This window comes from Pseudomonas sp. BF-RE-25, assembly GCF_019956105.1.
Taxonomy (GTDB): domain Bacteria; phylum Pseudomonadota; class Gammaproteobacteria; order Pseudomonadales; family Pseudomonadaceae; genus Aquipseudomonas; species Aquipseudomonas migulae.
On record NZ_JAHBDB010000002.1, the window covers coordinates 1 to 25,402 of the forward strand.

25 protein-coding genes and 1 pseudogene are annotated in these 25,402 nt (G+C 60.1%); 16 read left to right on the forward strand and 10 right to left on the reverse strand.

What is annotated here, in order from left to right; translation table 11 throughout:
* Positions 1-534: 534 nt before the first annotated feature.
* The 6 genes from KGB24_RS00640 to KGB24_RS00665 are packed head-to-tail and all read left to right on the forward strand — an operon-like array spanning position 535 to position 6,598.
* Positions 535-3,453 carry a monovalent cation/H+ antiporter subunit A gene (locus KGB24_RS00640; RefSeq protein WP_223414767.1) on the forward strand — a complete coding sequence of 973 codons (2,919 nt, stop codon included), beginning with the start codon at positions 535-537 and terminating at the stop codon, positions 3,451-3,453.
* A complete protein-coding gene (locus KGB24_RS00645; RefSeq protein ID WP_008029186.1) occupies positions 3,453-3,797 on the forward strand; it encodes a Na+/H+ antiporter subunit C in 345 nt (114 codons plus the stop codon). The genes KGB24_RS00640 and KGB24_RS00645 overlap by 1 nt, the downstream gene beginning before the upstream one ends.
* A complete protein-coding gene (locus KGB24_RS00650; RefSeq protein ID WP_223414768.1) occupies positions 3,794-5,479 on the forward strand; it encodes a monovalent cation/H+ antiporter subunit D in 1,686 nt (561 codons plus the stop codon). The genes KGB24_RS00645 and KGB24_RS00650 overlap by 4 nt, the downstream gene beginning before the upstream one ends.
* Positions 5,476-5,964: a Na+/H+ antiporter subunit E gene (locus tag KGB24_RS00655; RefSeq protein WP_207286266.1), complete on the forward strand. Its 489-nt coding sequence runs from the start codon at positions 5,476-5,478 to the stop codon at positions 5,962-5,964. The genes KGB24_RS00650 and KGB24_RS00655 overlap by 4 nt, the downstream gene beginning before the upstream one ends.
* Positions 5,961-6,239, forward strand: coding sequence for a K+/H+ antiporter subunit F (locus KGB24_RS00660; protein WP_008029179.1), 279 nt, complete (start codon positions 5,961-5,963; stop codon positions 6,237-6,239). The genes KGB24_RS00655 and KGB24_RS00660 overlap by 4 nt, the downstream gene beginning before the upstream one ends.
* On the forward strand, positions 6,236-6,598 hold the full coding sequence (locus KGB24_RS00665; protein WP_008029177.1) for a Na+/H+ antiporter subunit G: 363 nt from the start codon (positions 6,236-6,238) through the stop codon (positions 6,596-6,598). The genes KGB24_RS00660 and KGB24_RS00665 overlap by 4 nt, the downstream gene beginning before the upstream one ends.
* Before the next feature lie 102 nt (positions 6,599-6,700).
* Here the strand turns inward: KGB24_RS00665 and KGB24_RS00670 are convergent, their stop codons facing one another.
* Positions 6,701-7,138: a DUF3995 domain-containing protein gene (locus KGB24_RS00670; protein WP_223414769.1), complete on the reverse strand. Its 438-nt coding sequence runs from the start codon at positions 7,136-7,138 to the stop codon at positions 6,701-6,703.
* A gap of 91 nt (positions 7,139-7,229) precedes the next feature.
* Here KGB24_RS00670 and KGB24_RS00675 point away from each other — a divergent pair, with 91 nt between their 5' ends.
* Both KGB24_RS00675 and KGB24_RS00680 read left to right on the forward strand, forming a co-directional pair.
* Complete coding sequence (locus KGB24_RS00675; protein ID WP_223414770.1) at positions 7,230-7,616, forward strand: DUF2946 domain-containing protein; 387 nt, start codon at positions 7,230-7,232, stop codon at positions 7,614-7,616.
* 85 nt (positions 7,617-7,701) lie between these two features.
* Positions 7,702-9,834, forward strand: coding sequence for a TonB-dependent receptor (locus KGB24_RS00680; protein WP_223414772.1), 2,133 nt, complete (start codon positions 7,702-7,704; stop codon positions 9,832-9,834).
* A 384-nt stretch (positions 9,835-10,218) separates the two neighbouring features.
* Here the strand turns inward: KGB24_RS00680 and KGB24_RS00685 are convergent, their stop codons facing one another.
* From KGB24_RS00685 to KGB24_RS00695, 3 genes are all read right to left on the reverse strand, one after another.
* A complete protein-coding gene (locus KGB24_RS00685; RefSeq protein WP_008035842.1) occupies positions 10,219-11,232 on the reverse strand; it encodes an ABC transporter substrate-binding protein in 1,014 nt (337 codons plus the stop codon).
* Positions 11,233-11,348: 116 nt separating this feature from the next.
* Complete coding sequence (locus tag KGB24_RS00690; protein ID WP_008035846.1) at positions 11,349-11,552, reverse strand: hypothetical protein; 204 nt, start codon at positions 11,550-11,552, stop codon at positions 11,349-11,351.
* Positions 11,552-12,022 (reverse strand): hypothetical protein, encoded by a 471-nt coding sequence (locus KGB24_RS00695; RefSeq protein ID WP_008035847.1) that lies wholly within the window; start codon positions 12,020-12,022, stop codon positions 11,552-11,554. The genes KGB24_RS00690 and KGB24_RS00695 overlap by 1 nt, the downstream gene beginning before the upstream one ends.
* Before the next feature lie 413 nt (positions 12,023-12,435).
* Between KGB24_RS00695 and KGB24_RS00700 the strand changes: the two are divergent.
* The 3 genes and pseudogenes from KGB24_RS00700 (at position 12,436) to KGB24_RS00710 (ending at position 13,443) form a co-directional block, all read left to right on the forward strand.
* Positions 12,436-12,683, forward strand: a pseudogene (locus KGB24_RS00700) (hypothetical protein).
* Positions 12,684-12,841: 158 nt separating this feature from the next.
* Entirely contained in the window at positions 12,842-13,072 is a 231-nt protein-coding gene (locus KGB24_RS00705) for a hypothetical protein (protein WP_008035849.1), read from the forward strand.
* 131 nt (positions 13,073-13,203) lie between these two features.
* The gene (locus KGB24_RS00710) at positions 13,204-13,443 is read left to right on the forward strand and encodes a DUF2789 domain-containing protein (protein WP_223414774.1); all 240 of its coding nucleotides are present in this window, start codon (positions 13,204-13,206) and stop codon (positions 13,441-13,443) included.
* On the opposite strand, the gene KGB24_RS00715 is transcribed toward KGB24_RS00710, so the two are convergent.
* From KGB24_RS00715 to KGB24_RS00725, 3 genes are all read right to left on the reverse strand, one after another.
* On the reverse strand, positions 13,444-13,647 hold the full coding sequence (locus KGB24_RS00715) for a hypothetical protein (RefSeq protein WP_008035852.1): 204 nt from the start codon (positions 13,645-13,647) through the stop codon (positions 13,444-13,446).
* 1,073 nt (positions 13,648-14,720) lie between these two features.
* Positions 14,721-16,325: a methyl-accepting chemotaxis protein gene (locus tag KGB24_RS00720; RefSeq protein WP_223414775.1), complete on the reverse strand. Its 1,605-nt coding sequence runs from the start codon at positions 16,323-16,325 to the stop codon at positions 14,721-14,723.
* 200 nt (positions 16,326-16,525) lie between these two features.
* Positions 16,526-16,930 (reverse strand): TraR/DksA family transcriptional regulator, encoded by a 405-nt coding sequence (locus KGB24_RS00725; protein WP_007907888.1) that lies wholly within the window; start codon positions 16,928-16,930, stop codon positions 16,526-16,528.
* Between the two features lie 372 nt (positions 16,931-17,302).
* Between KGB24_RS00725 and KGB24_RS00730 the strand changes: the two genes are divergently transcribed.
* Positions 17,303-17,914 carry a glutathione S-transferase family protein gene (locus KGB24_RS00730; RefSeq protein ID WP_223414777.1) on the forward strand — a complete coding sequence of 204 codons (612 nt, stop codon included), beginning with the start codon at positions 17,303-17,305 and terminating at the stop codon, positions 17,912-17,914.
* Between the two features lie 78 nt (positions 17,915-17,992).
* Here KGB24_RS00730 and KGB24_RS00735 read toward each other — a convergent pair whose 3' ends face one another.
* Entirely contained in the window at positions 17,993-18,301 is a 309-nt protein-coding gene (locus KGB24_RS00735) for a hypothetical protein (protein WP_223414843.1), read from the reverse strand.
* Positions 18,302-18,475: 174 nt separating this feature from the next.
* Between KGB24_RS00735 and KGB24_RS00740 the strand changes: the two genes are divergently transcribed.
* The gene (locus KGB24_RS00740) at positions 18,476-19,159 is read left to right on the forward strand and encodes a response regulator transcription factor (RefSeq protein ID WP_008028105.1); all 684 of its coding nucleotides are present in this window, start codon (positions 18,476-18,478) and stop codon (positions 19,157-19,159) included.
* A complete protein-coding gene (locus KGB24_RS00745; RefSeq protein WP_223414779.1) occupies positions 19,137-20,531 on the forward strand; it encodes a sensor histidine kinase in 1,395 nt (464 codons plus the stop codon). Before KGB24_RS00740 ends, KGB24_RS00745 begins: the two co-directional genes overlap by 23 nt.
* Positions 20,532-20,628: 97 nt before the next feature.
* On the opposite strand, the gene KGB24_RS00750 is transcribed toward KGB24_RS00745, so the two are convergent.
* Complete coding sequence (locus tag KGB24_RS00750) at positions 20,629-21,516, reverse strand: Dyp-type peroxidase (protein ID WP_223414781.1); 888 nt, start codon at positions 21,514-21,516, stop codon at positions 20,629-20,631.
* A gap of 186 nt (positions 21,517-21,702) precedes the next feature.
* Here KGB24_RS00750 and KGB24_RS00755 point away from each other — a divergent pair, with 186 nt between their 5' ends.
* Entirely contained in the window at positions 21,703-23,328 is a 1,626-nt protein-coding gene (locus KGB24_RS00755; protein ID WP_223414783.1) for an NADP-dependent glyceraldehyde-3-phosphate dehydrogenase, read from the forward strand.
* A 47-nt stretch (positions 23,329-23,375) separates the two neighbouring features.
* The gene (locus KGB24_RS00760; protein WP_223414785.1) at positions 23,376-24,416 is read left to right on the forward strand and encodes an FUSC family protein; all 1,041 of its coding nucleotides are present in this window, start codon (positions 23,376-23,378) and stop codon (positions 24,414-24,416) included.
* On the opposite strand, the gene KGB24_RS00765 is transcribed toward KGB24_RS00760, so the two are convergent.
* A complete protein-coding gene (locus tag KGB24_RS00765; protein ID WP_223414789.1) occupies positions 24,417-25,310 on the reverse strand; it encodes a DMT family transporter in 894 nt (297 codons plus the stop codon).
* Positions 25,311-25,402 lie beyond the last annotated feature (92 nt).

Below are 25,402 nucleotides of genomic sequence, written 5' to 3' on the forward strand. Positions count from 1 at the left end.
GAGCGCCCCCTCGAGAGGCCGAGTGGAGGTTCTGCGCAGTGGGCAACCCGGCATGGATGCCGGGTTAGCCGCCCCCGGCCATGGATGGCCGATGGCGGCGGGCCCACGGAGCAGGACCGGAGCGAGGCCATGCCGAGCCTGGGCGAGGCACCGAACGAAAGGGGTAAGAGCCCTTGGTTACTTGGGGCTCTTCCAAGTGACTCGCCGTAAGGGCGAAACCATAAGTGGCCGTTACCGCAGCAATGGATATGTACACCATCAAAGAAACACGCCGGCCATTAGGACGCCATCGTCGGAACGCCGCCCGCAGCAAGCCGGCTCCTACAAGGGATCGGATGTATCCGCAAAACCTCGCCTTAACCTGTGGGAGCAAGCCGGCTCACAAAGGGTCCAGCCCCGTTGAACACAGCCCTCTGAAACAATGTGAATCAGGCATTTTCCGTCTACCTTGTAGGATTCTGCCACAGCTTGCCGTTTGGTGATCCGGGGACTGGCACGTATGATGCTTCACAAACTTCCGCAGATTAGAAGCCTATGTCCCTGATAGTTCTACTGCTTCTGCCCTTTGTTGGCAGCTGTCTGGCAGCCGTGCTGCCGCACAACGCGCGTAACACTGAATCTTTGTTGGCTGGCGTCGTTGCCCTTATAGGCACCGTCCAGGTCGCACTCCTGTACCCGCAGATCGCCCATGGTGGCGTCATTCGCGAAGAGTTTTTCTGGCTACCCAGCCTCGGCCTGAACTTTGTTCTGCGCATGGACGGATTTGCCTGGCTGTTCTCGATGCTGGTGCTGGGCATCGGCACGCTGGTGTCCTTGTATGCCCGCTATTACATGTCGCCGGATGATCCGGTGCCACGGTTCTTCGCGTTTTTCCTGGCGTTCATGGGCGCCATGCTCGGCCTGGTGATTTCCGGAAACCTGATCCAGATCGTGTTTTTCTGGGAGTTGACCAGCCTCTTTTCATTCCTGTTGATCGGCTATTGGCACCACCGCGCCGATGCGCGACGCGGCGCTTACATGGCGCTGATGGTCACTGGCGCGGGCGGTTTGTGCCTGTTGGCGGGGGTCATGCTGCTTGGCCATGTGGTCGGCAGCTATGACCTGGACAAGGTCCTGGCCGCCGGCGATCTGATTCGCGCACATGCCCTCTACCCTCTTCTGCTTCCCCTGATTCTGATCGGCGCCCTGAGTAAAAGCGCGCAATTCCCCTTCCACTTCTGGTTGCCCCACGCGATGGCGGCGCCGACACCGGTCTCTGCGTATCTGCACTCGGCGACCATGGTCAAGGCCGGGGTGTTTCTGCTGGCGCGGCTGTGGCCGTCGTTGTCCGGCAGCGAGGAATGGTTCTACATCGTCAGCGGCGCCGGTGCCTGCACCCTGTTACTCGGCGCGTACTGCGCGATGTTCCAGAACGACCTCAAAGGCCTGCTCGCGTACTCGACCATCAGCCACCTCGGCCTGATCACCCTGCTGCTGGGCCTGAACAGTCCGCTGGCTGCCGTGGCCGCCGTGTTTCACATCCTCAACCACGCCACCTTCAAGGCATCGCTGTTCATGGCCGCCGGGATCATCGACCACGAAAGCGGCACACGCGACATTCGCAAACTCAGCGGCCTGATCAAACTGATTCCGTTCACCGCGACGCTGGCCATGGTCGCCAGTGCCTCGATGGCTGGCGTGCCGTTGCTCAACGGTTTCCTGTCGAAAGAGATGTTCTTCGCCGAAACCGTGTTCATCAACGCGACCGCCTGGATCGAGTTGACCCTGCCCATCGTCGCGACCATCGCCGGCACGTTCAGCGTCGCCTATTCGCTGCGCTTCACGGTTGATGTGTTCTTCGGCCCGACCGCCACCGACCTGCCGCACACCCCGCACGAACCGCCACGCTGGATGCGTGCGCCGGTGGAATTGCTGGTGTTCACCTGCCTGATCGTGGGGATTTTCCCGGCGCAAGTGGTCGGCTCGTTACTGGCTGCCGCTGCCCTGCCCGTCGTCGGCGGCACCTTGCCTGAATACAGCCTGGCGATCTGGCACGGCTGGAACGCGCCGATGATCATGAGCCTGATCGCCATGTCCGGCGGCATCGTGCTCTACCTGCTGCTGCGCAACCAGTTCAAGCACGGGCGTTTCAAATACCCGCCGGTGATTGGCCTGCTCAACGGCAAGCGCCTGTTCGAGCGCAGCCTGGTGATCATGATGCGCCTAGCCCGTCGTCTGGAGCGACGGATCAGCACCAGACGCCTGCAAACCCAATTGTTCCTGATGGTGCTCGCCGCCGTGCTGGCCGGGTTGATCCCGATGCTGCACAGCAGCCTGAGCTGGGGTGACCGGCCGAAGATTCCGGGCTCGATCGTGTTCGTGACCTTGTGGCTGCTGGCGATTGCCTGTGCCCTCGGCGCGGCGTGGCAAGCCAAGTATCACCGGCTCGCGGCCCTGACCATGGTCAGTGTTTGCGGCTTGATGACGTGCATCACGTTTGTCTGGTTCTCGGCGCCAGACCTGGCGCTGACGCAACTGGTGGTTGAAGTGGTGACCACGGTGCTGATCCTGCTGGGCCTGCGTTGGTTGCCGCGACGGATCGAAGAGGTTTCGCCGCTGCCGAGCAGCCTGCGCAAGGCACGCATCCGGCGTCTGCGCGACTTGCTGCTGTCGATCGCCGTCGGGGGCGGCATGGCGTTGCTGTCGTACGCAATGCTGACGCGCCAGACACCCAACGATATTTCCTCGTTCTACCTCAGCCGAGCCCTGCCGGAAGGTGGCGGCAGCAACGTGGTCAACGTGATGCTGGTGGACTTCCGTGGCTTCGATACCCTCGGCGAAATCACCGTGCTGGTGGCCGTGGCGCTGACTGTGTTCGCGCTGTTGCGACGCTTCCGCCCGCCGAAAGAAAGCCTGCAACTGCCGGCGCAACAGCGCTTGCTCGCGCCCGACGTGGTCACCGATCTGGTCAACCCGCGTCACGCCAGCGACACCGCACTCGGCTTCATGATGGTGCCGGCGGTGCTGGTGCGCATGCTGTTGCCGATTGCGTTCGTGGTCTCGATCTACCTGTTCATGCGCGGCCACAACCAGCCGGGCGGCGGGTTTGTCGCGGGGCTGGTGATGTCGGTGGCGTTCATCCTGCAATACATGGTCGCCGGCACGCAGTGGGTCGAGGCACAAATGAGCCTGCGCCCACTGCGCTGGATGGGCACCGGTTTGCTGTTCGCCACGGTCACCGGGCTCGGGGCGATGGCGGTCGGTTATCCGTTCCTGACCACCCACACCTGGCATGCCGAACTGCCAGTGTTAGGCGACATTCACATCGCCAGCGCACTGTTCTTCGACATCGGCGTGTACTCGGTTGTGGTCGGCTCGACGCTGTTGATCCTCACCGCCCTCGGCCACCAATCGGTACGCGGCCATAAAACCGCTGCCCAGCCCAGATCCGTCGCCACGAAAGGAGCCGTCTGATGGAAGAAGTCATCGCAATCGCCATCGGCGTACTGGCCGCGTCCGGTGTCTGGCTAGTGCTACGGCCACGGACGTTCCAGGTGGTCATGGGCCTGTGCCTGCTGTCGTACGGCGTCAATCTGTTCATCTTCAGCATGGGCAGTCTGTTCATCGGCAAAGAGCCGAACATCAAGGACGGCGTGCCGCAAGATCTGTTGCATTACACCGACCCGCTGCCACAAGCGCTGGTGCTGACCGCCATCGTGATCAGCTTCGCCATGACCGCGCTGTTTCTCGTCGTGCTTCTGGCTTCGCGTGGCTTGACCGGCACCGACCATGTGGATGGCCGGGAGCCTAAAGAATGAATGCGATGACGCACCTGATCGCCGCACCGATTCTATTGCCGCTGCTGACCGCCGCCATCATGCTGATGCTGGGCGAGAAGCACCGCCCGCTGAAGGCTAAAATCAACCTGCTCTCCAGCCTCTTGGGGCTGGGCATCGCCGTGCTGTTGCTGCAATGGACGCAAACCACTGATGTGCCCGGCTCCATCGGCGTCTACCTGCCGGGCAACTGGCAAGTGCCGTTCGGGATCGTGCTGGTGGTCGATCGCCTGTCCGCGCTGATGCTGGTGCTGACCGGGATCATCGGCGTCAGCGCCCTGCTGTTCGCGATGGCCCGATGGGACGGCGCCGGTTCGAGTTTCCACGCGCTGTTCCAGATTCAGATGATGGGTTTGTATGGCGCGTTCCTGACGGCGGACCTGTTCAACCTGTTCGTGTTTTTCGAGGTGCTGCTGGCGGCCTCTTACGGCCTGATGCTCCACGGTTCGGGCCGGGCGCGGGTGTCGTCGGGGTTGCATTACATCTCGATCAATCTGCTGGCCTCTTCGCTGTTCCTGATTGGCGCGGCGCTGATCTACGGCGTCACCGGCACACTGAACATGGCTGACCTGGCGCTGAAAATCCCGTTGGTGCCGGAAGCCGATCGCGGCTTGCTGCATGCCGGCGCGGCGATTCTCGCCGTGGCGTTCCTGGCCAAGGCCGGGATGTGGCCGCTGAATTTCTGGCTGGTGCCGGCCTATTCCTCGGCCAGCGCGCCGGTGGCGGCGATGTTCGCGATCATGACCAAGGTCGGCGTCTACACCTTGCTGCGCCTGTGGACCTTGCTGTTCTCCGGTCAGGCCGGCGCGTCGGCGTATTTTGGCGGCGACTGGCTGATCTACGGCGGCATGGCAACCATCGTCTGCGCCGCCGTGGCGATTCTCGCCGCGCAACGTCTGGAGCGCATGGCCAGCCTGAGCATTCTGGTGTCGGCCGGGATTCTGCTGTCGGCCATCGGTTTCGCCCAGCCGAACCTGATCGGCGCGGCGCTGTTCTATCTCGTCAGCTCGACCCTGGCGTTGAGCGCGTTGTTCTTGCTGGCCGAGTTGATCGAACGTTCGCGTTCGGCCAACGAAATGCCGCTGTTCGATGACGCCGACCTGATTGCGCGGCCGCTGGAACCCCTGCAACCGCTCAAAGGGATCAACCTCGACGATGAACAGAAAGCCGTGGTCGGCCAGGTGATTCCCTGGACCATGGCGTTTCTCGGCTTGAGCTTCATCGCCTGCGCGTTGCTGATCATCGGCATGCCGCCGCTGTCCGGTTTCATCGGCAAACTTGGTTTACTGCACGCCCTGCTCAACCCGCTGGGCCTGGGCAATGGCGCGGATGAACCGGTGTCGAACGCCGCGTGGGGTTTGTTGGCGTTGCTGATTCTCTCCGGGCTGGCGTCGTTGATTGCCTTCTCGCGCCTGGGCATCCAGCGTTTCTGGACGCCTGAAGAACGGCCATCACCCTTGCTGCGACGGCTCGAATGTGTGCCGATCATTGCACTGTTGGGCCTGAGCATTCTGCTGACCTTCAAGGCCGAGCCGTTGCTGCGTTACACCCAGGCCGCCGCACAGACCTTGAACAATCCGCAGCAATACGTGATGGCGGTGCTTGGGACTCGCGCAGTTCCAAGCCCGGAAGCCAAAGCCGCACTCGCGGAGGTGCAACCATGAAGCGTCTGTTTCCTGCACCTTGGTTGTCGCTGGCGCTGTGGTTGTTGTGGCTGGTGCTGAACCTGTCGATAAGCCCCGGCAATCTGCTACTGGGCGCCGTGCTCGGGTTTTGCGCGCCGTTGATGATGCGCAAGTTGCGCCCCCTGCCGATCCGCATTCGGCGTCCCGGCGTGATTCTGCGTTTGTTCTTGATCGTCGGTCGCGACGTGCTGGTCTCCAACCTTGCTGTGGCCTGGGGTGTCTTGAACGCCGGTCGGCGCCCGCCGCGCTCGCGATTCATCAAGGTGCCGCTGGATTTGCGCGACGCCAACGGCCTGGCAGCACTAGCGATGATCTGCACGGTGGTGCCCGGTACGGTCTGGTCCGAACTGGCGCTGGACCGCAGCATTTTGTTGCTGCACGTCTTCGATCTGGATGACGAAGCGCTGTTCATCGAGCATTTCAAGGTGACCTACGAACGCCCGTTGATGGAGATTTTCGAATGAGCCCGTTGCTGTCGAATGCGGTTCTGCTGAGCCTGTTCATTTTTTCGCTGGCGATGGTCCTGACCCTGATCCGCCTGTTCAAAGGGCCGTCGGCGCAGGACCGGGTTCTGGCGCTGGATTACCTGTACATCATCGCGATGCTGATGATGCTGACACTGGGTATTCGTTATGCCAGTGACACCTACTTCGAAGCGGCGCTGCTGATCGCGCTGTTCGGCTTCGTCGGCTCGTTTGCCCTGGCGAAATTCCTGCTGCGTGGCGAGGTGATCGAATGAACGCTGAACTGTCTCTGTGGGTGGAAATCCCGGTGGCGATCCTGCTGGTACTCAGCAGTGTTTTTGCGCTGATCGGGGCGATCGGGCTGGTGCGTATGAAGGATTACTTCCAGCGCATGCACCCGCCGGCACTGGCCTCGACATTGGGTGCGTGGTGCGTGGCGCTGGGGTCGATCATCTACTTTTCGGCGCTCAAGTCCGGGCCGGTGCTGCATGCCTGGCTGATCCCGATCCTGCTGGCGATTACGGTGCCGGTGACCACGTTGCTGCTGGCGCGGGCGGCGTTGTTCCGCAAGCGCATGGCGGGGGATGATGTGCCGGCCGAGGTGAGTAGTCGGCGGACTGAGAGTGGGAGTTAAGTCCGGGGATTTGTGTTGATTGTTCGGGCCTCATCGCCGGCAAGCCGGCTCCTACAAAGGGTTTGTGTTCACCTGTAGGAGCCGGCTTGCCGGCGATGCTTTTCAAATCCACGCGACGACCAGCAACCCCGCCCCCAACACCACACACAACGGCGAATACACCCACGTATCCAGGCGGGCAAATTCCGATCCCTTGACCTGCTTGAAAAACCCCACCAGGTTCGAATCGCCGATCGCCCGGGCGAACATCAGCATGGCGATGGCGCTGATCACCCATTGCAGCGATTGATGGGACACCGCCGGCACCCACCAGCCAACGCGCAAACACACCAGCGCTGCAATCAGCAGCAATCCGAAAGCCACCAATAACGTCAGCCACCTCGAAGGCTTGAATGCGGGTCGCGATTGCGCGCCGTCCTCCCCCGGCACTTGCGGCACGGCCGCCACGAAAGCCCACTGCCCCCCCAGCGCCCAGTAGACATGTATCAGACTGATCATCGCGAAGATCGTCACCAGCGATTGAGCCAACACAAACGTCATGTCGAGGATCCTTGATAGTGAATTAACAGAATCATCCTAGTCGGCATTTTTAGAAGTGCGCGGCTGATCAACGGTGGTAAAGTGCCACCCCATGAAACTCGCCCGGACCGATCGCTCACTCATTGCATGGATGCTTTATTGCTGCGTCCTGTTCAATGTGTTCGCCTGCAGCATCGGTCACGGGCAAATGGTCGGGGTACAGCTCAACGGCCTCGGTGGCCAGTTCTGTACGGTTGACCCGCGCACTCAGGCACCCGCGTCCTCAAACACTTCCGAAGAGCAACTGCCGACCCTGTCGAAAGCCTTCGGCTGCCCGTTGTGCTCCACCGGCGGCATGGGCCCGGCGCTCAATTCCAGCCTGACCCTGGCGATCCTCCCGCAAACACACAGTCCACCCTTGGCGGTCGTCGCCAACGCTGACCTCCCTGCCCGCTTCACCTGGCCTTCGGCCAACCCCCGCGCCCCGCCGTTCGCCTGAATCCTTCGCCATTCAATCAGCTCACTTCGCCAACGCGAGGCGTTCGCCTGTGCGCTGTTTCCTAGCAAGCATTCAGGATTCATCGATGAAAACCATTCCTTTGCTGGCCAGCCTGTTCGGCTGCCTGTCCGTTAACGCCTGGGCACAATCCACAGTGGACCTCGCACCAATCACCATTGATGGCGAAGCACCTGCCGAGCCGGGTCTGAGCCTGGACCAATCCAGCGGCATGGCCTCGCGCCTGGGGCTGAGCGTGCGTGAAACCCCGGCGTCGGTGGCGATTGCCAACCGCAACGACATCGAACGCCACGGCGCGCAGAACTTCCAGGACGCCGCCAACACCTTGCCCGGTGTGAATGCCAGTGCGCCGCCGGGTTTCGGCGGGTTCGTTTCCTACCGTGGTTTCACCAGCAGCCAGATCACCCAGATGTTCAATGGCGTGAACGTCTCCGGCGGCCTTGCCCGGCCCGTGGATGCGTGGATCTATGATCGGGTGGAACTGGTGGGCGGCCCGTCTTCGCTGATCAATGGCGCCGGCTCCGTGGGCGGTTCGCTGAACTACGTGACCAAACTGGCGACCCGTGAAGAGCAAGCGGTCGAAGGCCGGGTCAGCTACGGCAGTTACGACACCACCGAGACCGCGTTCGGCCTTAATCACGCGCTCAGTGAAGCCGGCGCGGATGTGCAGCATTACGCGCGGCTGGATGTCAGCCACAACACCGGCAACGGCTACATCGATCGCCAGGAACGCGATGCGTGGAGCGTGGCGTTTTCGCTGCTCAGTGACCTGACGCCAAACCTGTCCCACACCCTGGCCCTGGAATATCAGGATGAACACGAAGACAGTCCGTACTGGGGCACGCCAGTGCTGAATCCCAAGGCCGGTGAATTGAAGATCGACAAGCACAACCGCTTCAACAACTACAACGTCGAGGACGGCCGTTACGAGCAGCGTACGATCTGGGTGCGCTCGATCATCGATTACCGGATCAACGACAGCACCACCCTGCGCAACACGCTTTATCACCTCGACAGTCAGCGCGATTACCGCAACCTGGAAACCTATCAGTACAGTGCCAACAACCGCGCGGTGAACCGCTCCACGGCGTACCAGGTTCGGCATCAGGGCGAGCAGAACGGCAACCAGTTCGAACTGCGTCACGACAACACGCTGTTTGGCCTGGACACCACTTGGTCCGGCGGTTTCGAGCACAAGGTCAACCAGACCACCAATTCGCCGCTGAACGTCAAAGGCGCAAGCACGGTCGACCCGAACAACTTTCAGCCGGGGCATTTCTACGACATTCCTGGCACCCGGCCGGGGTTTGTCAGCGACAAGACCAACGAAGTCACCACCAAGGCGCTGTTCGCCGAGAACCGCCTGGCGCTGACCGATAAATTGTCGTTGCTGACCGGCCTGCGTTGCGACGACATCGATCTGGACGTGACCAACCACCGGGAAGTGACCGCCAGCAATCCACGTCATCTCAAACGTAGCTGGGAGCCTGTGACTGGTCGCGTCGGTCTGACCTACCAGTTCATCCCGGACGCCAACGTCTACGTGCAATACAGCACCGCCGCCGAACAACCCAACGGCACGCAGGATTTTGATGTCTCGACCGGCAAGCAATGGGAAGTCGGCAGCAAATTCGACTACCTGGACGGTCGCGGTTCGGCGACGCTGGCGGCGTACACGATTGAGCGCAAAGACTTCGCGGTGACCGATCCGCAGGACCCGACGCTAAGCATTCCAGTGGGCCAGCAGACGTCCAAAGGCATCGAGCTGGCCAGTTCGCTGCGGATCACCGACAAGCTGTTGGCCGAAGGCAACTTTGCTTGGGTTGACGCTCAGTACGATGAGTTCACCGAGAAGAATGCCGCGGGTGTGGTGGTGTCACGCAAGGGCAACACACCGACCAACGTGCCGGACCGGGTCGGCAATCTGTGGCTGACCTATGATTTTTCGCCGCAATGGCAAGGGGGCGTCGATGCGCGGTACGTCGCCTCGGTGTTTGCCGACAGCGCCAACACGATGACCGTGCCGTCTTATACGCTCTACGGCACGTTTCTCAGCTACAAGGTTGATCGGCACACCACCGTCACTGGCCGGGTACGCAACCTGACCAACGAGGTGTATGCCGAGTTTGCGCACGTGTCGCCGGCGTATTACCTGGGTACACCGCGGACTTTCGAGCTGGCGGTGCAAACCCGGTTTTAGTGCTCGATCCACGCCCCCTGTAGGAGCCGGCTTGCCGGCGATGAGGCCCGAGCGTTCTGCATCAAATTGGAGGTCGCCATCGCCAGCAAGCTGGCTCCTACAAGGGGTGTTGTGGCAGGCCTGAATAAGGTGAACAACACAATCCACTGTAGGAGCCGGTTTGCTGGCGATGAGGCCCGAGCGTTCTGCATCGAATTGGAGGCCGCCATCGCTAGCAAGCCGGCTCCTACAAGGGGTGTTGTGGCAGGCCTGAATAAGGTGAACAACACGATCCACTGTAGGAGCCGGCTTGCTGGCGATGAGGCCCGAGCGTTCTGCATCGATTTGAAGGCCGCCATCACCAGCAAGCCGGCTCTTACAGTCCGGTGATATCAGCGGCACCCATCATTTCAACTCGGCGGAGACTTTATCCGCCACGTCCTTCGGCACCCACGCCTGCCACACATCCGGGTGTGCCTTCATGAACGCCTCCGCCGCCTGGCGCGGTGGAGTGTGTTTCTCGCTCATATCAGCCAGCGCCTTGTTCAACGGGCCGATGGGGAAATCGACCTTGCTGAAGAACTCGGCAATCTGCGGATACTGTTTCTGGAACGGTGTGGACACGCCAATCGACAGTTTCGAGGGCAGTGAGCGCGTCGGTTTCGGATTGGGGTTGTCGGCGTCGGTCAGGGTTTTCCAGGCTTCAGCGTCGAACGGCGGCTCTTCCAGCTGAACCAGTTTGAAGCGCCCAAGCAAGGGCGTAGGCGACCAGTAATAGAACAGGACCGGCTTGCCACGACGGATCGACGAACTGATTTCCGCATCCAGCGCCGCTCCGGAGCCGCTGCGGAAATTCACATAGCTGTCGTTCAGACCATAGGCCGTGAGCTTCTGCTTGTTGACCACCTCCGAGGTCCAGCCGATCGGGCTGTTGAGGAAGCGCCCCTTGCCCGGGCTTTCCGGGTCACTGAACACGTCCTTGTATTTCGGCAGGTCACTGACACTGCGCAAGCCGGGTGCCAGCGGCTTGATACCCTTGGCCGGATCGCCCTTGATCACGTATTCGGGCACCCACCAGCCTTCGGTGGCGCCCTTCACCGTATCGCCAAGGCTCGCGACTTTACCTTCGGCTTCAGCCTTGACCCAGACCGGGCTGCGACCGGCCCATTCTTCGCCAATGACCTGAATGTCATTGTTGGCCAGGGCGGTTTCCAGGGTGATGGTCGTTCCCGGCAAGGTATCGGTCTGCAGCCCGTAGCCCTTCTCGACAATGATCCGCAGGATATCGGTGATCAGACTGCCGCTTTCCCAGTTCAGGTCGGCGAAGTGGATCGGCGCCTGGGCGGCGAATACCGGAATGGGCGAACCCAGACCGAAAGCGACCAGAACAGTGGCCAGCAACCGTCGAAATCCGTTCATGCTTTTGCACCTCGTGCTGTTCACAGCAATAGCAGGATGGCCTGATAAAGACCGCAAGCCTCAAAATACTCAGTCAACTGACTGTAGTAGAGGTTCCTGCTTTCGAGGGGCGAGGATTATTTTTCGGAAATTTCCTGCAAGCGCGCCAGCTCTCTTCTGACCATGCTGGCGTATTCCGCCGGGCGCAATGTGTAGATCTGCGACGCCACCCACCCCAGCCAGGCCCCTTGCAAGATGGCCTTCTGCTCGAACAGTCGCTGGGCCTCCACCTGGGCGCTGGCCTGGTTCTGTATGTGAAAATCGGCGCGGGTCAGGGGCATTACTCGCTGGCCTTGAAGGTCACCAGTTCACCCTTGCGCCACTTGGCGGCCTTGGCCGTGACGGCTTTCAGGGTTTTGGTCAGGCCTTCCTGCAATTGTTGGTGGGCGGCAAATACCATCACCACGCTGTGACCTTCCTTGAACACGATCCCGTGACCGTCGGCAGTGGTCACGAACGCGTAATCGCCCAGGCCATACACCGTCAGTTTGATTTCGCGGAACTTGATGTCCAGCTTGCCACCTTCGCGACTGGGCAAAACCGAAGCGCTGAAATGATCGCCGACTTTAAGTTTCAGGCCTGGCTTGTCGTCCACCACCAGTGCTGATTCGGTGTCGATCTCGGCAATGTAAATGCCTTCGGCGTTCTGTTCGGTGATGTAAACAAAACGTGACTGGAACTGCTTGACCAGCTTTGCGCGCAAATCACCCAGCACGAACAAAGCATGCATATCGAGATTACTTACTGCCAAGGAAACATCCCCACATCTGAAAATGATGCCGCACGCCTGCAAACAGCGCACAGCAGAAAAAAGCGGCAATGCCGAAGGTGTCGCCAAATGACCCGTGTTGAAATCCTGAAACGAGCAGAGGGCTCATTCATCGCGAGGCGTAAAAAGACTAATGGAAAGTCACTCGCGTCGTCTTGCCTGGAGTTCGTCAGAGGTTGAAGGAAAAAGCCCTTCTGACTGCCAGAAAAAACGGATTACCAACCTTAGGGAAAAAACTCTTTAAAAAAAGCACTTTTCCGACATATCGCCGGCAAAAAATTGCTTTAGATAACCATCAATCGCCCACCAGTGAGGGTGATTCTAGAGCAGCGATGCTCATCGAGACTACCCAAAACGATGTACACACGTCGGCAAAATAACGAAAAGGACTTCATATGTGCACCCTGACACACTTCGCCCGTCCCCTCGCGCCTTACTCAAGCAACCCGTCGACGCTGTACGCGGCGGGGTTTCAACACCAGAACTTGACCCTGAAACGCTTGCCACACCGCGTTTTCAGGTTGTTCTGGCCGGTAATGCGTTCTTCCACATCAAAGAAATTTCCACTGGCCGTGTCAGAGGATTCCGCAGCGATCACAACGAAGCATGTGCTCTCGCCCGCCAGCTCGAATTGCATCGCTGAGCGCTTCGCTCAGTCCCTTCTCATAGACGTTTCGTCATGCCGACGACTTAACTCAGCCGTCGGCAGGCAACTACTGCCATACTGCCGAACCAATGAAACCCGTTCCCAAGTCGGACGGCGTTCAACACAACAGGACATTTCCAGGGGAAGGCTGCTACGTGACGGAATTTGATATCGGTGAATTTTTTATCCGGGGCGAAGCCAGAGAAATCGAAGGCGAATTCCAGGCGGTCATTGTCATGCGCGCCAAACCACCGCTGACCACGGTGACGTATCACCAGGTCGAGAAGGATCGCTGGTTCAAGACCTCGGACGTTGCTGCCGTCGCCGCCCGTGAAGCGGCCCAGGCCCTGAAGCTCGCCGTCGATCAAGGTGCCTTGAAAGCCTGATCAGCCGGTTCGCAGTCTATGCTCATTCCTGCTTTCGAACATCGCTATCGAACGCCTGAAGCGCGGCGCCCTCAGATGCAATGCCGCCGCACCTCAGATCTCGCACCTGCGCGACCAGCAAGGAGATGAAAATGGATTCACCTATACACGACTTGAAAGGCTTGTTCGACCAGCTAGGCATGGAATCCAGCGAAAAAGCCATCGACGATTTCATCGCCAGTCATTCGCCTATGCCCGACGATAAAAAGCTTATCGATGCCGAGTTCTGGACACCGCAGCAGGCCGGTTTCCTGAAAGAGCAATTGCGTGAAGATGCCGATTGGGCGCGGGTGGTCGATGACCTGAATCTGCGCATGCATCAGGTTCACTAGTCAATGCAGGCTGTCGGGGGCTTCGGCGCTTAATTGGGCCAACCAGGCAGCCTTGCACTCCTCCGCTTCATCGCGACGGGAGAATGCCGTCCCCCGGCGTTCGCCGTTCAGCAGCACGACCCAGCAGACGCTCTGCCCCTGCGCCCGTAAGCTGGCGGGCACACCGCTGCCGATCATGACGGCGACATCGACTTTGCTTTGCATGCTGACCTCTTTGACTTCATTAGCAACCTAACTATGAAGGTATGGTAATGAGTTCATGTGAGAGGAAACAGCAACTGTGTTGCATAGATTAGTTGCTGGAATCGCAATAATGTTGGGGGTTGGGGTGCATATCCGTTGCTGCGGTAACGGCTTCTATTGGTTCCGCTCTTACAGCGGGTCACTTGGAGAAGCGCCAAGTAACCAAGCGCTCTTGCCCCTTTCGTTCGGTGGCTCGCTAATGCTCGCCATGCCCTCGCTCCGGTCCTGCTCCGTGGGCCCGCCGCGATCGGCCATCCTTGGCCGTGCGCGGCTAACCCGGCATCCATGCCGGGTTGCCCACTGCGCAGAACCTGCGCTCGGCCTCTCGAGGGGACGCTCAGATCAAAAGCGGAAGGCGAGCTAACGCTCGGCCTGATGAGTGGTGAAAATCAAAAGCAAACGCGATTCCCTGTAGGAGCCGGCTTGCCGGCGAAAAGCGTCTGGGCGACGCGTTCATTCAGACAGTACGCGTTATCGTTGACGTCCATCGCCAGCAAGCTGGCTCCTACAGGGGAAATGCATAGGTGTCTGGAGAAATACAATCCCCTGTAGGAGCCGGCTTGCTGCGGGCGGCGTTCCGACGATGGTGGTGGGTCAGTCGACGTTTGTATTGGCTGGGCGGACGCTATCGCCAGCAAGCCGGCTCCTACAGGGGATCGGTGTACATCTCTGGAATGAGTGGCGCAGCAGTGAAGGAGAACGCGGACAACTGAAGAGCCAGGTCGGCTTTCAGGCCGCCTCGGCGGCTGTGGCGGTAGTCGCCCCCTCGAGAGGCTGAGTGGAGGTTCTGCGCAGTGGGCAACCCGGCATGGATGCCGGGTTAGCCGCGCACGGCCAAGGATGGCCGATCGCGGCGGGCCCACGGAGCAGGACCGGAGCGAGGGCATGCCGAGCCTAGGCGAGGCACCGAACGAAAGGGGCAAGAGCCCTTTGGTTACTTTGGGGCTTTTCCAAAGTGACTCGCCGTAAGGGCGAAACCAAAAGTGGCCATTACCGCAGAAACGGATATACACACGCCCCTAAAACAATGCCTATCAACGAGCACCCTGCGGCTTATACCCCAACCGCAAACCACCCCAATGCCGCCCCTTGAGCATGATCGGCACCGAAAGATCGTGCATCAACTCCCCCGTGTCCCGCGTATAGGTTTGCAACAAAACAGCCTGTTGATGGCTGCCACAACGAATCCCGGTGCGGTCGGCAAATTTGCGTTTAGTGCGGTTTTGCAGCGTATCGACCTGCACATCACCAGTCAGTGGCTGACTGAAAACCTTGTTATGGGTCGGCACATAACCTTGCTGCGTGCAGGCGATGGCAAACACCAGGCCTTCATGGCGCGGCAGCAACGGTTCCTGAATCGCCGGCAAAACCTTATCGGTGTAGCGGTCGAAACGGGTCTGGTACTTGGCCGGACTGGTGTCAGGAATGGCCTGATAACTGCGGTCGAACAAGTCATCGAGACTGACAAGCCCCTGGTCGATATCCGCCTCGAAGCGTGCCGTAATCTGACGCGCGCCTTCGCGGGCCAAGTCATAAATCCGCTGGTGATAGTCATCCAGTCCGACCTCGGCCAGACGCTCGCTGATGGTTTCAGCCTGACCTTCCATTTGCACCGCGGCTTGCGCCAGACGCTGAGTCTGTTGATCGCTGATCGCCAGATCGCTGCGCATCTGTTCGATGGCGTGAAACAGGCTGTCGAGTTGTTCGCGGTTGGTGTCGGCCCCCTTGGCAATATCGCCGACCTGACTTTCGACGCCTGCCGCCAGGCGGGCAATGTTTTCCAAGTGCTGGCCGGTGTGCTCGACCTGCTGGACACCAATGTCGAGGTCGCTGGACAGCTGCCGGATTTGCTCCACCACTTGCGCGGTGCGTTGCTGGATATCAGCGACCATCTCGCCGACTTCGCCGGTCGCCGTCGCTGTGCGCGCAGCCAGGCCGCGAACCTCGTCGGCGACCACCGCGAACCCGCGACCGTGCTCCCCGGCCCGGGCCGCTTCGATGGCCGCGTTCAATGCCAGCAGATTGGTCTGGCTGGCAATGGACTGGATCACCAGCGTGACCCGCTGGATATCGTCGCTGCGCAGGCTCAGGGCTTCGATCAGCTCACGGCTGTTGCTGGCGCGCTGACTGAGTTGATGCATGCGGGTGATGGATTCAACCAGCTCCGTGCGCCCTGCCGCGCTGCTCTGATGCGCTTCGCTGGCGGCACTGAGGGCCGTTCGACTGAGTGTCGAGGTGGCTTGTTCGGTGGCGATCATCACTTCAGCGTTGCTGACAATCTGTGCCGCGGCACCGAGTTGCGATTGCAGTTTGTCGGCCAGTTGCTTGACCGAAAAGGCCACGCCGGCGGCCGACAAGGCGTTATGACTGGTGGTGTAGGAAAGATCGCGAGTCAGTTCGGCGATGGCGCTGGAGTTGTCGGCAGATGGTTCTTCGGGAATGGCACGAGAACGTAGCCGAGGTAACCAGATAATCAGGACGGTCAACGGCAAGCCAACGTAAAGCGGCCAGCCACCCAACGTCATGCCGCACAGCAAGAGCATCAGGGCGATGCTTTGCAGCGTCGGCGTCAGCCAGCGGGTCTTCGGTGCAAACACTGGTGCAGGCAATGCCCCAACCAGAGATCCGTCTCTCGTCATCTTCGTCACCCCATGCGTCTTCTAATTGTTGTGACTGCATTAAACGCCACTAGAGGGCCATTATCCATGGTCCATTAGTAGTGGTCGTTGCAGCAGATCAATAGAAGTGCGCGAGGTTTTTCGCAGACGAAAAAAAGCATCGCGGGCAAGCCTTGCTCCTTCAGGAGTGAGGCTTGCCCGCGATGCGGGGCGCTACGAAATCAGGCCTGACGCTGGTGCTTGTCGATCTGTTCGTGACGCTCTTGCGCTTCGATGCAGTACTTGGTGGTCGGGCTGATCAGCAGACGCTTCAGGCCAATGGCCTCGCCGCTGTCGTCGCACCAGCCGAAGCTGTCTTCCTTGATGCGCTCCAGCGCCTGTTCCAACTGAGGCAGCATGCGCTGGTCGCGATCGATCGCGTTCACCAGCCAGGTGCGCTCTTCTTCGACAGAAGCTGCGTCAGCCGGATCGGCCGGGGTGTCCAGGCTTTCGATGGCGATGCGATTCTGTTCGATGCGCTCATGGGTTTCGACTTTCATGTTCTGCAACAGCTCAGAGAAAAAAGCATGTTGCTCGGCATTCATGTAGTCATCCGCCGGCATGGCCAGCAACTTGTCCTTTGTCATTGATATCTCTATAAAAAAACGTGCATTAAGGCGAATTAGGGAGCGTTCCGGCGGACCTGGTCTGGCCATCGGAAAGGCGCCGTTTATTCCAAGCGCCACCCGGCACTCAATTTACGAGGGGCGGCAGTCTAAGGCCGACTTGAGGCCTCAGCAACTGAAAAGACAGCGAATTTGTCCGACAAAGCCCCGAAAGTGCTCTATGTCAGCCTTTACGGTGGTTATCGGAGTGCGTTTATAGCAAGAAATTCAACCGAGCGGCTGTATATAGAAGACAAATGGCCTCAACGGTGGTGTTTACCAAGCACATTTGCAGGGCAATGAACCTCAGCTAAGGTTGTCCTCCCGAAATGGCAAATCTTGAGGAGAGGTTCAATGAAGTTGATCGGCATGCTGGATTCGCCCTACGTGCGACGCGTTGCCATTTCCGCCAAACGCCTGGGCATCGACCTCGATCATCAGTCGGTTTCGGTGTTTCGGCACTTCGAGCAGTTCCAGCAGATCAACCCGGTGGTCAAGGCGCCTACGCTGGTGCTGGATGACGGCGAGGTGTTGATCGACTCGACGTTGATCATCGATTACCTGGAGGCACTGGCCGGACCGGGTAACAGCCTGATGCCAGAGGACCTGAACCAACGCCTGCGCTCTTTGCGCTTGATCGGCCTGGCGTTGGCAGCCTGCGAGAAGTCGGTGCAACTTTATTACGAACGCAACCTGCGGCCCGCGGAAATTCAATTCGAGCCGTGGGTGGAACGGGTCGAGGGGCAATTGGCGGCCGCGTATTCGGCACTGGAGCGGGAGCTGGAACTGCAACCGTTGAAGACTGACGGTTCGATTGATCAGGACGGGATTACATTGGCGGTGGCCTGGAGCTTTACCTGCCTGGTAGTGCCAGATCAGGTGGATGCCTGGCAATTTCCGCGGATCAGTGCGTTTACCGAGTATGCCGAGGGGCTTGAGGCATTCATGAGTACACCGATCGAATAGTGTTGCACCTGACAGCAGGAGAACGCGGTCTACTGTAGGAGCGAGCCTGCTCGCGATTTTTTATGCATTGCACAGGAGCTACTTGCGTTTGTAGCTCTTATTACCGCTGGGTGTCAGGCAATACACCCCGCCTCGTGGGCCGGTGCAAAACGAACCTGAGCCGCAAGTGCAGCCATCGGAGCTCTGCAATAAGGTTTGCGGGCGAGCCTGGCTTGAACCGCCATAAAGTGCCGAGCAGCTTTTCTTCGAGGCGCTGATAGAGCCGTCATTACACAGGAACAGGTCGCCATCACAGCGATCGATACCGCCCTTCTTCCCCGAACACGGAGTGTTTCCCGCCCAGGCACTCCCGCTGATGACACACAGCAACAACACAACAATCGACATCCCGCCACGGCGAATCAAAGTGCGCACAGTCGAACTCCCTTTCAAAGTATGGCCAGATGATATCAACGTTCCGGGCCGTCCCATGAGCCACATGAAAGTTAATTTAAAAAGTCGCCGGCATTTCTTGGCAGAATGCCCACACACTTGCCTTGAACTGACTATCAGGTCCGCCCTATGACCCGCATCTTGACCATCGAAGACGACGCCGTGACCGCTCGGGAGATCGTCGCCGAATTGAGCAGCCACGGACTCGACGTGGATTGGGTCGACAATGGCCGTGAAGGTCTGGAGCGCGCGGTCAATGGCAACTATGACTTGATCACCCTCGACCGCATGTTGCCCGAGCTCGATGGCCTGGCGATCGTCACGACGCTGCGGACCATGGGCGTGGCGACGCCGATCCTGATGATCAGCGCCCTTTCCGATGTCGATGAACGCGTGCGCGGTTTGCGCGCCGGCGGTGACGATTACCTGACCAAGCCGTTTGCCACCGATGAAATGGCCGCCCGTGTCGAAGTGCTGCTGCGCCGGCAGAACACCGTGACCGCCCAGGCCACCACGCTGCGGGTCGCGGATCTGGAACTGAACCTGATCAGCCACGAAGCCAGCCGCGACGGCCAGTTGCTGACGCTGTTGCCCACCGAGTACAAGTTGTTGGAATTCCTGATGCGCAACACCGGGCAGATTCTGTCGCGGATGATGATTTTCGAAGAGGTCTGGGGTTATCACTTCGACCCCGGCACCAACCTGATCGACGTGCACATCGGCCGCCTGCGCAAGAAGATCGACCCGCCCGGCAATGTCCCACTGATTCGGACCGTGCGAGGCTCGGGTTATGTCATTGCCGAACCCCTCTAAAGGCTGGCGTTCTTCCAGCAGCCGGTTGCTGGCGCTCTACAGTTCGCTGTTTGTGCTCTGGAGCGGGATTCTCATGGGGGTCATGTATTACGAGGTGTCCGCCTACCTGGACAACCTGGCCAAGCACTCGCTGATGCAACGTCAGCATTTGTTCTCGCGTTTTTCCGGCGAGCAACTGCTGGACGCCCTCGCCGTCAGCATGACTTTCGATATTCGCGGCATCGACGCCTACGGCCTGTTCGATGCCGAGCATCGCTACCTCAACGGTGCCCTGCGCCACATTCCTAAAGGTTTGCCGCTGGACGGCAAGATTCACATGCTCAGCGACTGCGCCGACTCCGATGACCCGACGCTGCCCGCCGACAGTTGCGACGCCGTGGCGACCCAGACACGGGACGGTCGCTGGCTGATTCTGGTGCGCGACAACGGTTCGCTGTTCGCCGTGACCCGCATCATTCTGCACGCGTTGTTCTGGGGTGTGACCCTGACTATTTTGCCGGGCATCGTCGGATGGCACCTGTTGCGCCGTCGACCGTTGCGACGCATTCGCGGGATTCAGGCCAGCGCCGAGGCCATCGTAGCTGGCGACCTGACCCGACGCTTGCCGCTGTCCAATCGCCGCGACGAACTGGACATGCTCGCCGCCATCGTCAACGCCATGCTCGAACGCATCGAGCGTTTGATGAACGAGGTCAAGGGTGTATGCGACAACATCGCCCACGACTTGCGCACGCCGCTGACCCGCTTGCGGGCGCAGTTGTACCGCATGCAGCAACAGGCCGGCGAAGGGTCGGCAGAAGCGACGCAACTCGATTCGGTGCTCGCCGAAGCGGATACGCTGATGGCGCGTTTTCGCGGGTTACTGCGGATCTCCGAGCTGGAGGATCGCCAGCGGCGTTCCGGTTTTGTGCAGCTGGATCCAGTGCCCTTGTTGCAGGAGCTGCACGACTTTTATCTGCCATTGGCGGAAGAAGGCGAGCTGACGTTCAAGCTGCAATTGCCTGACACTCTGCCGCCGCTGAACGGCGACCGGGCGTTGCTGTTCGAGGCGGTGGCCAACCTGTTGAGTAACTCGATCAAATTCACGCCGCCGGGGGGCGAGGTGATTTTGCGCGGGATCAACGAAGGTGGGCATACGCGGATCGAAGTGCTCGACTCCGGCCCCGGCATTGCGCTGGCCGAGCGCGAGGCGGTGTTTCAGCGCTTCTATCGCGCCGAGGGCGGCAATCAGCAAAGCGGCTTCGGGCTGGGCTTATCGATCGTCGCGGCGATTGTCAGCCTGCATGGGTTTACGCTTGAAGTGGCTGACAGCGAATCGGGCGGCGCACGGTTGGTGCTCGATTGCCGGCAGAGCCTGATTGCCCAAAGCTGACACGAAATCCTGAACAGACACACCCCCCTGTAGGAGCCAGCTTGCTGGCGATGGCGATTTCCCGTGCGCCATCACCGGTAAGCCGTGCGCCTACAGATCAACCGACGCGCAGTGCGCGCAAATCCAGTCGACCGTCCTTCAGCGGTGGGCACCAGTAGTAGCCGCCGGTGATCGGGCGACTGATGCGGTATAAGCCGTCGGTGATGCCATCTTCCAGACCGCTCATGCGCCGCAGTTGGGCTTCGAAGGCGTCGAGGGAGAAACCGAACGCGAGGAACATCAGACCGGCGCGATCACCTTCGATCCACGGCATCGAGCGGCGGACCACGAACGCTTCGGGGGCGAAGCTTTCCTGGGCGGTGCGTTTGACGTGGGCGGAGATCGGCGCGTCATCGATTTCTTCGTTGTCGCTCAAGCGACGGCCCATGATGTTGTCCTTTTCTTCGGACGGCATCGCGTGGAAGCCCTTCAGGTCGTGCTGCCACTGCTGGATCGCGGCAAAGCTGCCACCGACCACACCGTCAGCGCCCTCACCGACCAGCGCGGCAGCCACGGCGGCTTCGTCGTGTGGGTTTTCGGTGCCATCTTCGTAACCGGTCAGGTCGTGGCCGGTGAGGTGGCGGAACGTTTCGTTCATCTGCACCAGGCGCAGGGCCGGCGCCAGCGCGGCTTCGATGGCGGTGGCGCGATTGAGCAACTCGCCACGGTCGACACCATGCAACCAGCACCACAGCGCGTGCTGGGTCGACGGGTTGTCGACGCCAACGCCAGTCAGTGCCGGAAACGGCCGCAGCCCGTCGATCTGCACGTGCAGCGCCTTGACCAGGGATTCACCGAAACCGGCCACCGCCGACTTCCCGTCCACCAGCAGCATCAATTTTTCGAGCGCGGCCGGCAGAGCATCGACGGATTCCAGCGCGAAGAACATATGACGGGCTTGAGGTGGAACGGGGGTGGCGAGGATGCCCGGCTGGTAGTAACTCATATGAACTCCTTAATAAAGAGCATGAAGTTTACCCGCAGCGTCGGCCGTTGTGTGTTCTCAGGTCAAAAGATCGCCGGATCTTGACCCCGGCACTTAAAAAGTCGAGGCAATAAGGCGTATAACCTTTGAAGTGAATTCTGAACTGCAAGCCGCCAGCGCATGGCTTACATCACATGGAGTAGCGACATGACCACAGCACACATCCTCGGCAACCTGTTTCCCGACGCCAGCGACATCCCGGAAAAGTACCGCCTCGACGGCCAGACCGAGCAACGTGAATACCTGGTCGATGGCGAACTGAAAACCTGGGCCGGCCCCCTCGCCCAAGTCCGCAGCCCGGTGTACCTGACCGGCGAAAATGGCGACGAACAAGTGATCCTCGGCAGCACGCCGCTGCTCGATGCCGACACGGCGCTGACCGCGCTCGACGCCGCCGTCCGCGCCTATGACCGGGGCCAGGGTTTGTGGCCGACCATGCGCGTGGCCGAACGCATCCAGCACGTCGAAGCGTTTCTCGGGCGTATGCGCGAACAGCGCGAAGCCGTGGTCAAGTTGCTGATGTGGGAGATCGGCAAAAACCTCAAGGACTCGGAAAAAGAGTTCGACCGCACCTGCGACTACATCGTCGACACCATCAACGCCCTCAAGGAACTCGACCGCCGCTCCAGTCGATTCGAGCTGGAACAGGACACGCTCGGGCAGATCCGCCGCGTACCGCTGGGCGTGGCGCTGTGCATGGGACCTTACAACTACCCGCTGAACGAAACCTTCACCACGCTGATTCCGGCGCTGATCATGGGCAACACCGTGGTGTTCAAACCGGCCAAGCTCGGCGTGTTGCTGATTCGTCCGCTGCTGGAAGCGTTTCGCGACAGCTTCCCGACTGGTGTGATCAACGTCATTTACGGGAGCGGCCGCGAGACGGTCAGCGCACTGATGGCCAGCGGCAAGATCGATATCTTCGCGTTCATCGGCACCAACAAGGCCGCCAGCGACCTGAAAAAACTCCACCCGAAACCGCACCGTTTGCGCGCAGCGCTGGGCCTGGATGCGAAAAACCCCGGCATCGTTTTGCCTGAGGTGGACCTGGACAACGCCGTGAACGAAGCGGTCACCGGTTCGCTGTCGTTCAATGGCCAGCGCTGCACCGCGCTGAAAATCCTCTTCGTCCACGAAGACGTGGTCGAGGCGTTCATCGACAAATTCAACGCCAAACTCGCCAGCCTCAAACCCGGCATGCCGTGGGAAAGCGGCGTAGCCCTGACGCCGCTGCCGGAGTCGGGCAAGGTCGATTATCTGCACGGACTGGTTGCGGATGCCGTGAGCAAAGGTGCCCGTGTGGTCAACCCGAATGGCGGTGAAGCCCGCGCGTCCTTCTTCTATCCGGCAGTGTTGTTCCCGGTGACGCCGCAGATGCGTGTCTATCAGGAAGAACAGTTCGGCCCGGTGGTGCCAATCGTGCCTTACCGGCATCTGGACACAGTGATCGATTACGTCCTGGAGTCGGACTTCGGCCAGCAACTGAGCATCTTCGGCACCAACCCGGTGGCGGTTGGCCGTCTGGTCGACACCTTCGCCAACCAGGTCGGGCGGATCAACCTCAACGCCCAGTGCCAGCGCGGCCCGGACACCTATCCGTTCAATGGTCGCAAGAACTCGGCCGAGGGCACTTTGTCGGTGCATGATGCGTTGCGGGTGTTCTCTATTCGCACGCTGGTCGCGACCAAGTTCCAGGAGACCAACAAGGACCTCATCAGCGAGATCATCAGCGGCCGCAGTTCGAGTTTCCTGACCACCGACTACATTTTCTGAGGACCACGAGCCTGAGCACCTTCAGAGCCCATCGACTACCACCACTGTTGCGCCGGGGACTGCGTCCGTTACTGGACCCGTACCGGCGCTATCGCCACGCCAGATTGATTCACGCCGTGCGTGTATCGCTGGGGTTGCTGGCGACGATCCTGCTGACCACCGGCATCCACCTGCCCCACGGTGAGTGGGCGTCGGTGACAATGCTGGTGGTGATTGGCGGTTTGCAGCACCACGGCAACATTGGCAAAAAGGCCGCCGAGCGCGCCATCGGCACCTTGATCGGCGCTGGTGTCGGCCTGTTGCTGGTGGCGCAACAAGCCTGGCTCGGGATGCCGTGGCTGACCTATTTTGCGATGTCGGTGGTCTGCGGATTCTTCTCATACCATGCCATCGGCAAGGGCGGTTACACGGCGCTATTGTCGGCGATCACCGTGTTTATCGTCGCCGGGCATGGCGATAATCCGGTGACCGACGGACTGTGGCGCGGGGTGGATATCCTGATCGGCATTGCCCTGGCCCTGGCATTTTCCTTTGCCCTGCCGCTGTACGCGGTTTACTCCTGGCGCTACAACCTGGCCGATGCGCTGCGCGATTGCGCGACGATTTACGGGCGCATCATCAATGGCCAACCCGTCACTGATGACGAGCACGTGAAGTTGATGAATCGCCTGAACACGGTGATGGTGCAACAGCGCTCGCTGATGCCGTCGGTGTCCAAGGAAGTGAAGATTTCAATGACCGAGCTCGATGCCATCCAGCGCCATTTGCGCATGTGTGTCAGCACCCTGGAAATCCTCGGCAACACCCGACCCGATGCCAATGACCCCGACGCCATGGCGCATCTGCAATCGGCGTTGAAAGCGGAGCATCGGCTGATTCGCGTGCAATGGGTGGGAATGGCGCGGGCGCTGAAATCCGGCGCCTCCCAACGGCTGAATCGACCCGTCGAACTGCCGGCGGATTCAAGCCTGGACGCACCGGTCTATAACCCGCTGGACGGCTACCGGCTATTGATCCGGCAGCTGGCCAGCAACATTGGCGAAATGCGCCAGCGCCTGGCCAAGACCGCGCCGTGTTGGAACATCTGATTATTGTGTAACTGTCCGCCGAAACTTCAGGCTCCAGCCTTGTTGCATGCCCGCGGCGGCCAGCAGAATCGCAGCGACACCGATCCATTGCAGCATTTCCAGACGATGACCGAAGGCAAACCAGTCGACGAAAATCGCTGCAATCGGGTAAATGAACGACAACGCACCGGTCAGTGCCGTCGGCAATTTCTGGATCGCGCCGTACAGCAACACGTACATCACGCCGGTGTGAACAATGCCGAGAGTCACCAGGCTGGCCCAGGCGCTCGGTGCTTGCGGCAACGCCGAGAAGTGCGCGAATGGCGCGAGCAACAACACGCCGGTGCTGACCTGAATAAGCGCGATCAGGTGCGGTGGCGTGCCGGTCAGGCGTTTGATGATCAACGCCGCAATCGCATAAAGGAAAGCGGCCCCGAGCGCCAGCACAATGCCCATCAGGTAATCGTTGCCGCCCTCGCCCTGTTGCCCGTGTGCGCTGACAATCGCCAGCATCCCCAGAAACGAAACACCCAGCCAGAACAGTTTCTGCAGGGTGATTTTTTCGTTGAGGAACAGCGCGGCCAAGCCGACCAGCATAAACGGCTGAACGTTATATACCGCGGTGCCAATGGCAATCGAAGCGCGGGAGTAAGAGGCAAACAACAGCACCCAGTTGCCGACAATCGCCACGCCGCTGAGCACGGCCAGCAGGAACGTGGTGCGGGTCAGAATGCCGGGGCGCAGGAAGCCGAAAGCCGAGCAAATCAGCAACAAGGTGCCGGCGCCGAACACGCAACGCCAGAACACCACGTCCAGCACCGGTTGCCCGGACACCAGCACGAACCAGCCGATGGTCCCGGAAATCAGCATGGCGGCAGTCATCTCGAATGACCCGCGACGAAGTGTTTTGTCCATCATCAGACTCCTGTGATTGAGCCCAAAGTATGCCCATCCAGCCTGGGGCTTCTCCAGCGCAAAAAGCAGGCTAGACTCGACATCTGCCTTTT

What these genes read in the sequence shown, in the direction of transcription:
- KGB24_RS00725 (WP_007907888.1), bottom strand. Translation starts at nt 16,930, where the DNA reads ATGACAAAGGACAAGTTGCTGGCCATGCCGGCGGATGACTACATGAAT.
- KGB24_RS00740 (WP_008028105.1), top strand. Translation starts at nt 18,476, where the DNA reads ATGACCCGCATCTTGACCATCGAAGACGACGCCGTGACCGCTCGGGAG.
- KGB24_RS00735 (WP_223414843.1), bottom strand. Translation starts at nt 18,301, where the DNA reads ATGTCGATTGTTGTGTTGTTGCTGTGTGTCATCAGCGGGAGTGCCTGG.
- KGB24_RS00660 (WP_008029179.1), top strand. Translation starts at nt 5,961, where the DNA reads ATGAGCCCGTTGCTGTCGAATGCGGTTCTGCTGAGCCTGTTCATTTTT.
- KGB24_RS00720 (WP_223414775.1), bottom strand. Translation starts at nt 16,325, where the DNA reads ATGACGAGAGACGGATCTCTGGTTGGGGCATTGCCTGCACCAGTGTTT.
- KGB24_RS00765 (WP_223414789.1), bottom strand. Translation starts at nt 25,310, where the DNA reads ATGGACAAAACACTTCGTCGCGGGTCATTCGAGATGACTGCCGCCATG.
- KGB24_RS00750 (WP_223414781.1), bottom strand. Translation starts at nt 21,516, where the DNA reads ATGAGTTACTACCAGCCGGGCATCCTCGCCACCCCCGTTCCACCTCAA.
- KGB24_RS00665 (WP_008029177.1), top strand. Translation starts at nt 6,236, where the DNA reads ATGAACGCTGAACTGTCTCTGTGGGTGGAAATCCCGGTGGCGATCCTG.
- KGB24_RS00680 (WP_223414772.1), top strand. Translation starts at nt 7,702, where the DNA reads ATGAAAACCATTCCTTTGCTGGCCAGCCTGTTCGGCTGCCTGTCCGTT.
- KGB24_RS00730 (WP_223414777.1), top strand. Translation starts at nt 17,303, where the DNA reads ATGAAGTTGATCGGCATGCTGGATTCGCCCTACGTGCGACGCGTTGCC.
- KGB24_RS00685 (WP_008035842.1), bottom strand. Translation starts at nt 11,232, where the DNA reads ATGAACGGATTTCGACGGTTGCTGGCCACTGTTCTGGTCGCTTTCGGT.
- KGB24_RS00670 (WP_223414769.1), bottom strand. Translation starts at nt 7,138, where the DNA reads ATGACGTTTGTGTTGGCTCAATCGCTGGTGACGATCTTCGCGATGATC.
- KGB24_RS00650 (WP_223414768.1), top strand. Translation starts at nt 3,794, where the DNA reads ATGAATGCGATGACGCACCTGATCGCCGCACCGATTCTATTGCCGCTG.
- KGB24_RS00715 (WP_008035852.1), bottom strand. Translation starts at nt 13,647, where the DNA reads ATGCAAAGCAAAGTCGATGTCGCCGTCATGATCGGCAGCGGTGTGCCC.
- KGB24_RS00755 (WP_223414783.1), top strand. Translation starts at nt 21,703, where the DNA reads ATGACCACAGCACACATCCTCGGCAACCTGTTTCCCGACGCCAGCGAC.
- KGB24_RS00640 (WP_223414767.1), top strand. Translation starts at nt 535, where the DNA reads ATGTCCCTGATAGTTCTACTGCTTCTGCCCTTTGTTGGCAGCTGTCTG.
- KGB24_RS00655 (WP_207286266.1), top strand. Translation starts at nt 5,476, where the DNA reads ATGAAGCGTCTGTTTCCTGCACCTTGGTTGTCGCTGGCGCTGTGGTTG.
- KGB24_RS00745 (WP_223414779.1), top strand. Translation starts at nt 19,137, where the DNA reads ATGTCATTGCCGAACCCCTCTAAAGGCTGGCGTTCTTCCAGCAGCCGG.
- KGB24_RS00645 (WP_008029186.1), top strand. Translation starts at nt 3,453, where the DNA reads ATGGAAGAAGTCATCGCAATCGCCATCGGCGTACTGGCCGCGTCCGGT.
- KGB24_RS00690 (WP_008035846.1), bottom strand. Translation starts at nt 11,552, where the DNA reads ATGCCCCTGACCCGCGCCGATTTTCACATACAGAACCAGGCCAGCGCC.
- KGB24_RS00710 (WP_223414774.1), top strand. Translation starts at nt 13,204, where the DNA reads ATGGATTCACCTATACACGACTTGAAAGGCTTGTTCGACCAGCTAGGC.
- KGB24_RS00675 (WP_223414770.1), top strand. Translation starts at nt 7,230, where the DNA reads ATGAAACTCGCCCGGACCGATCGCTCACTCATTGCATGGATGCTTTAT.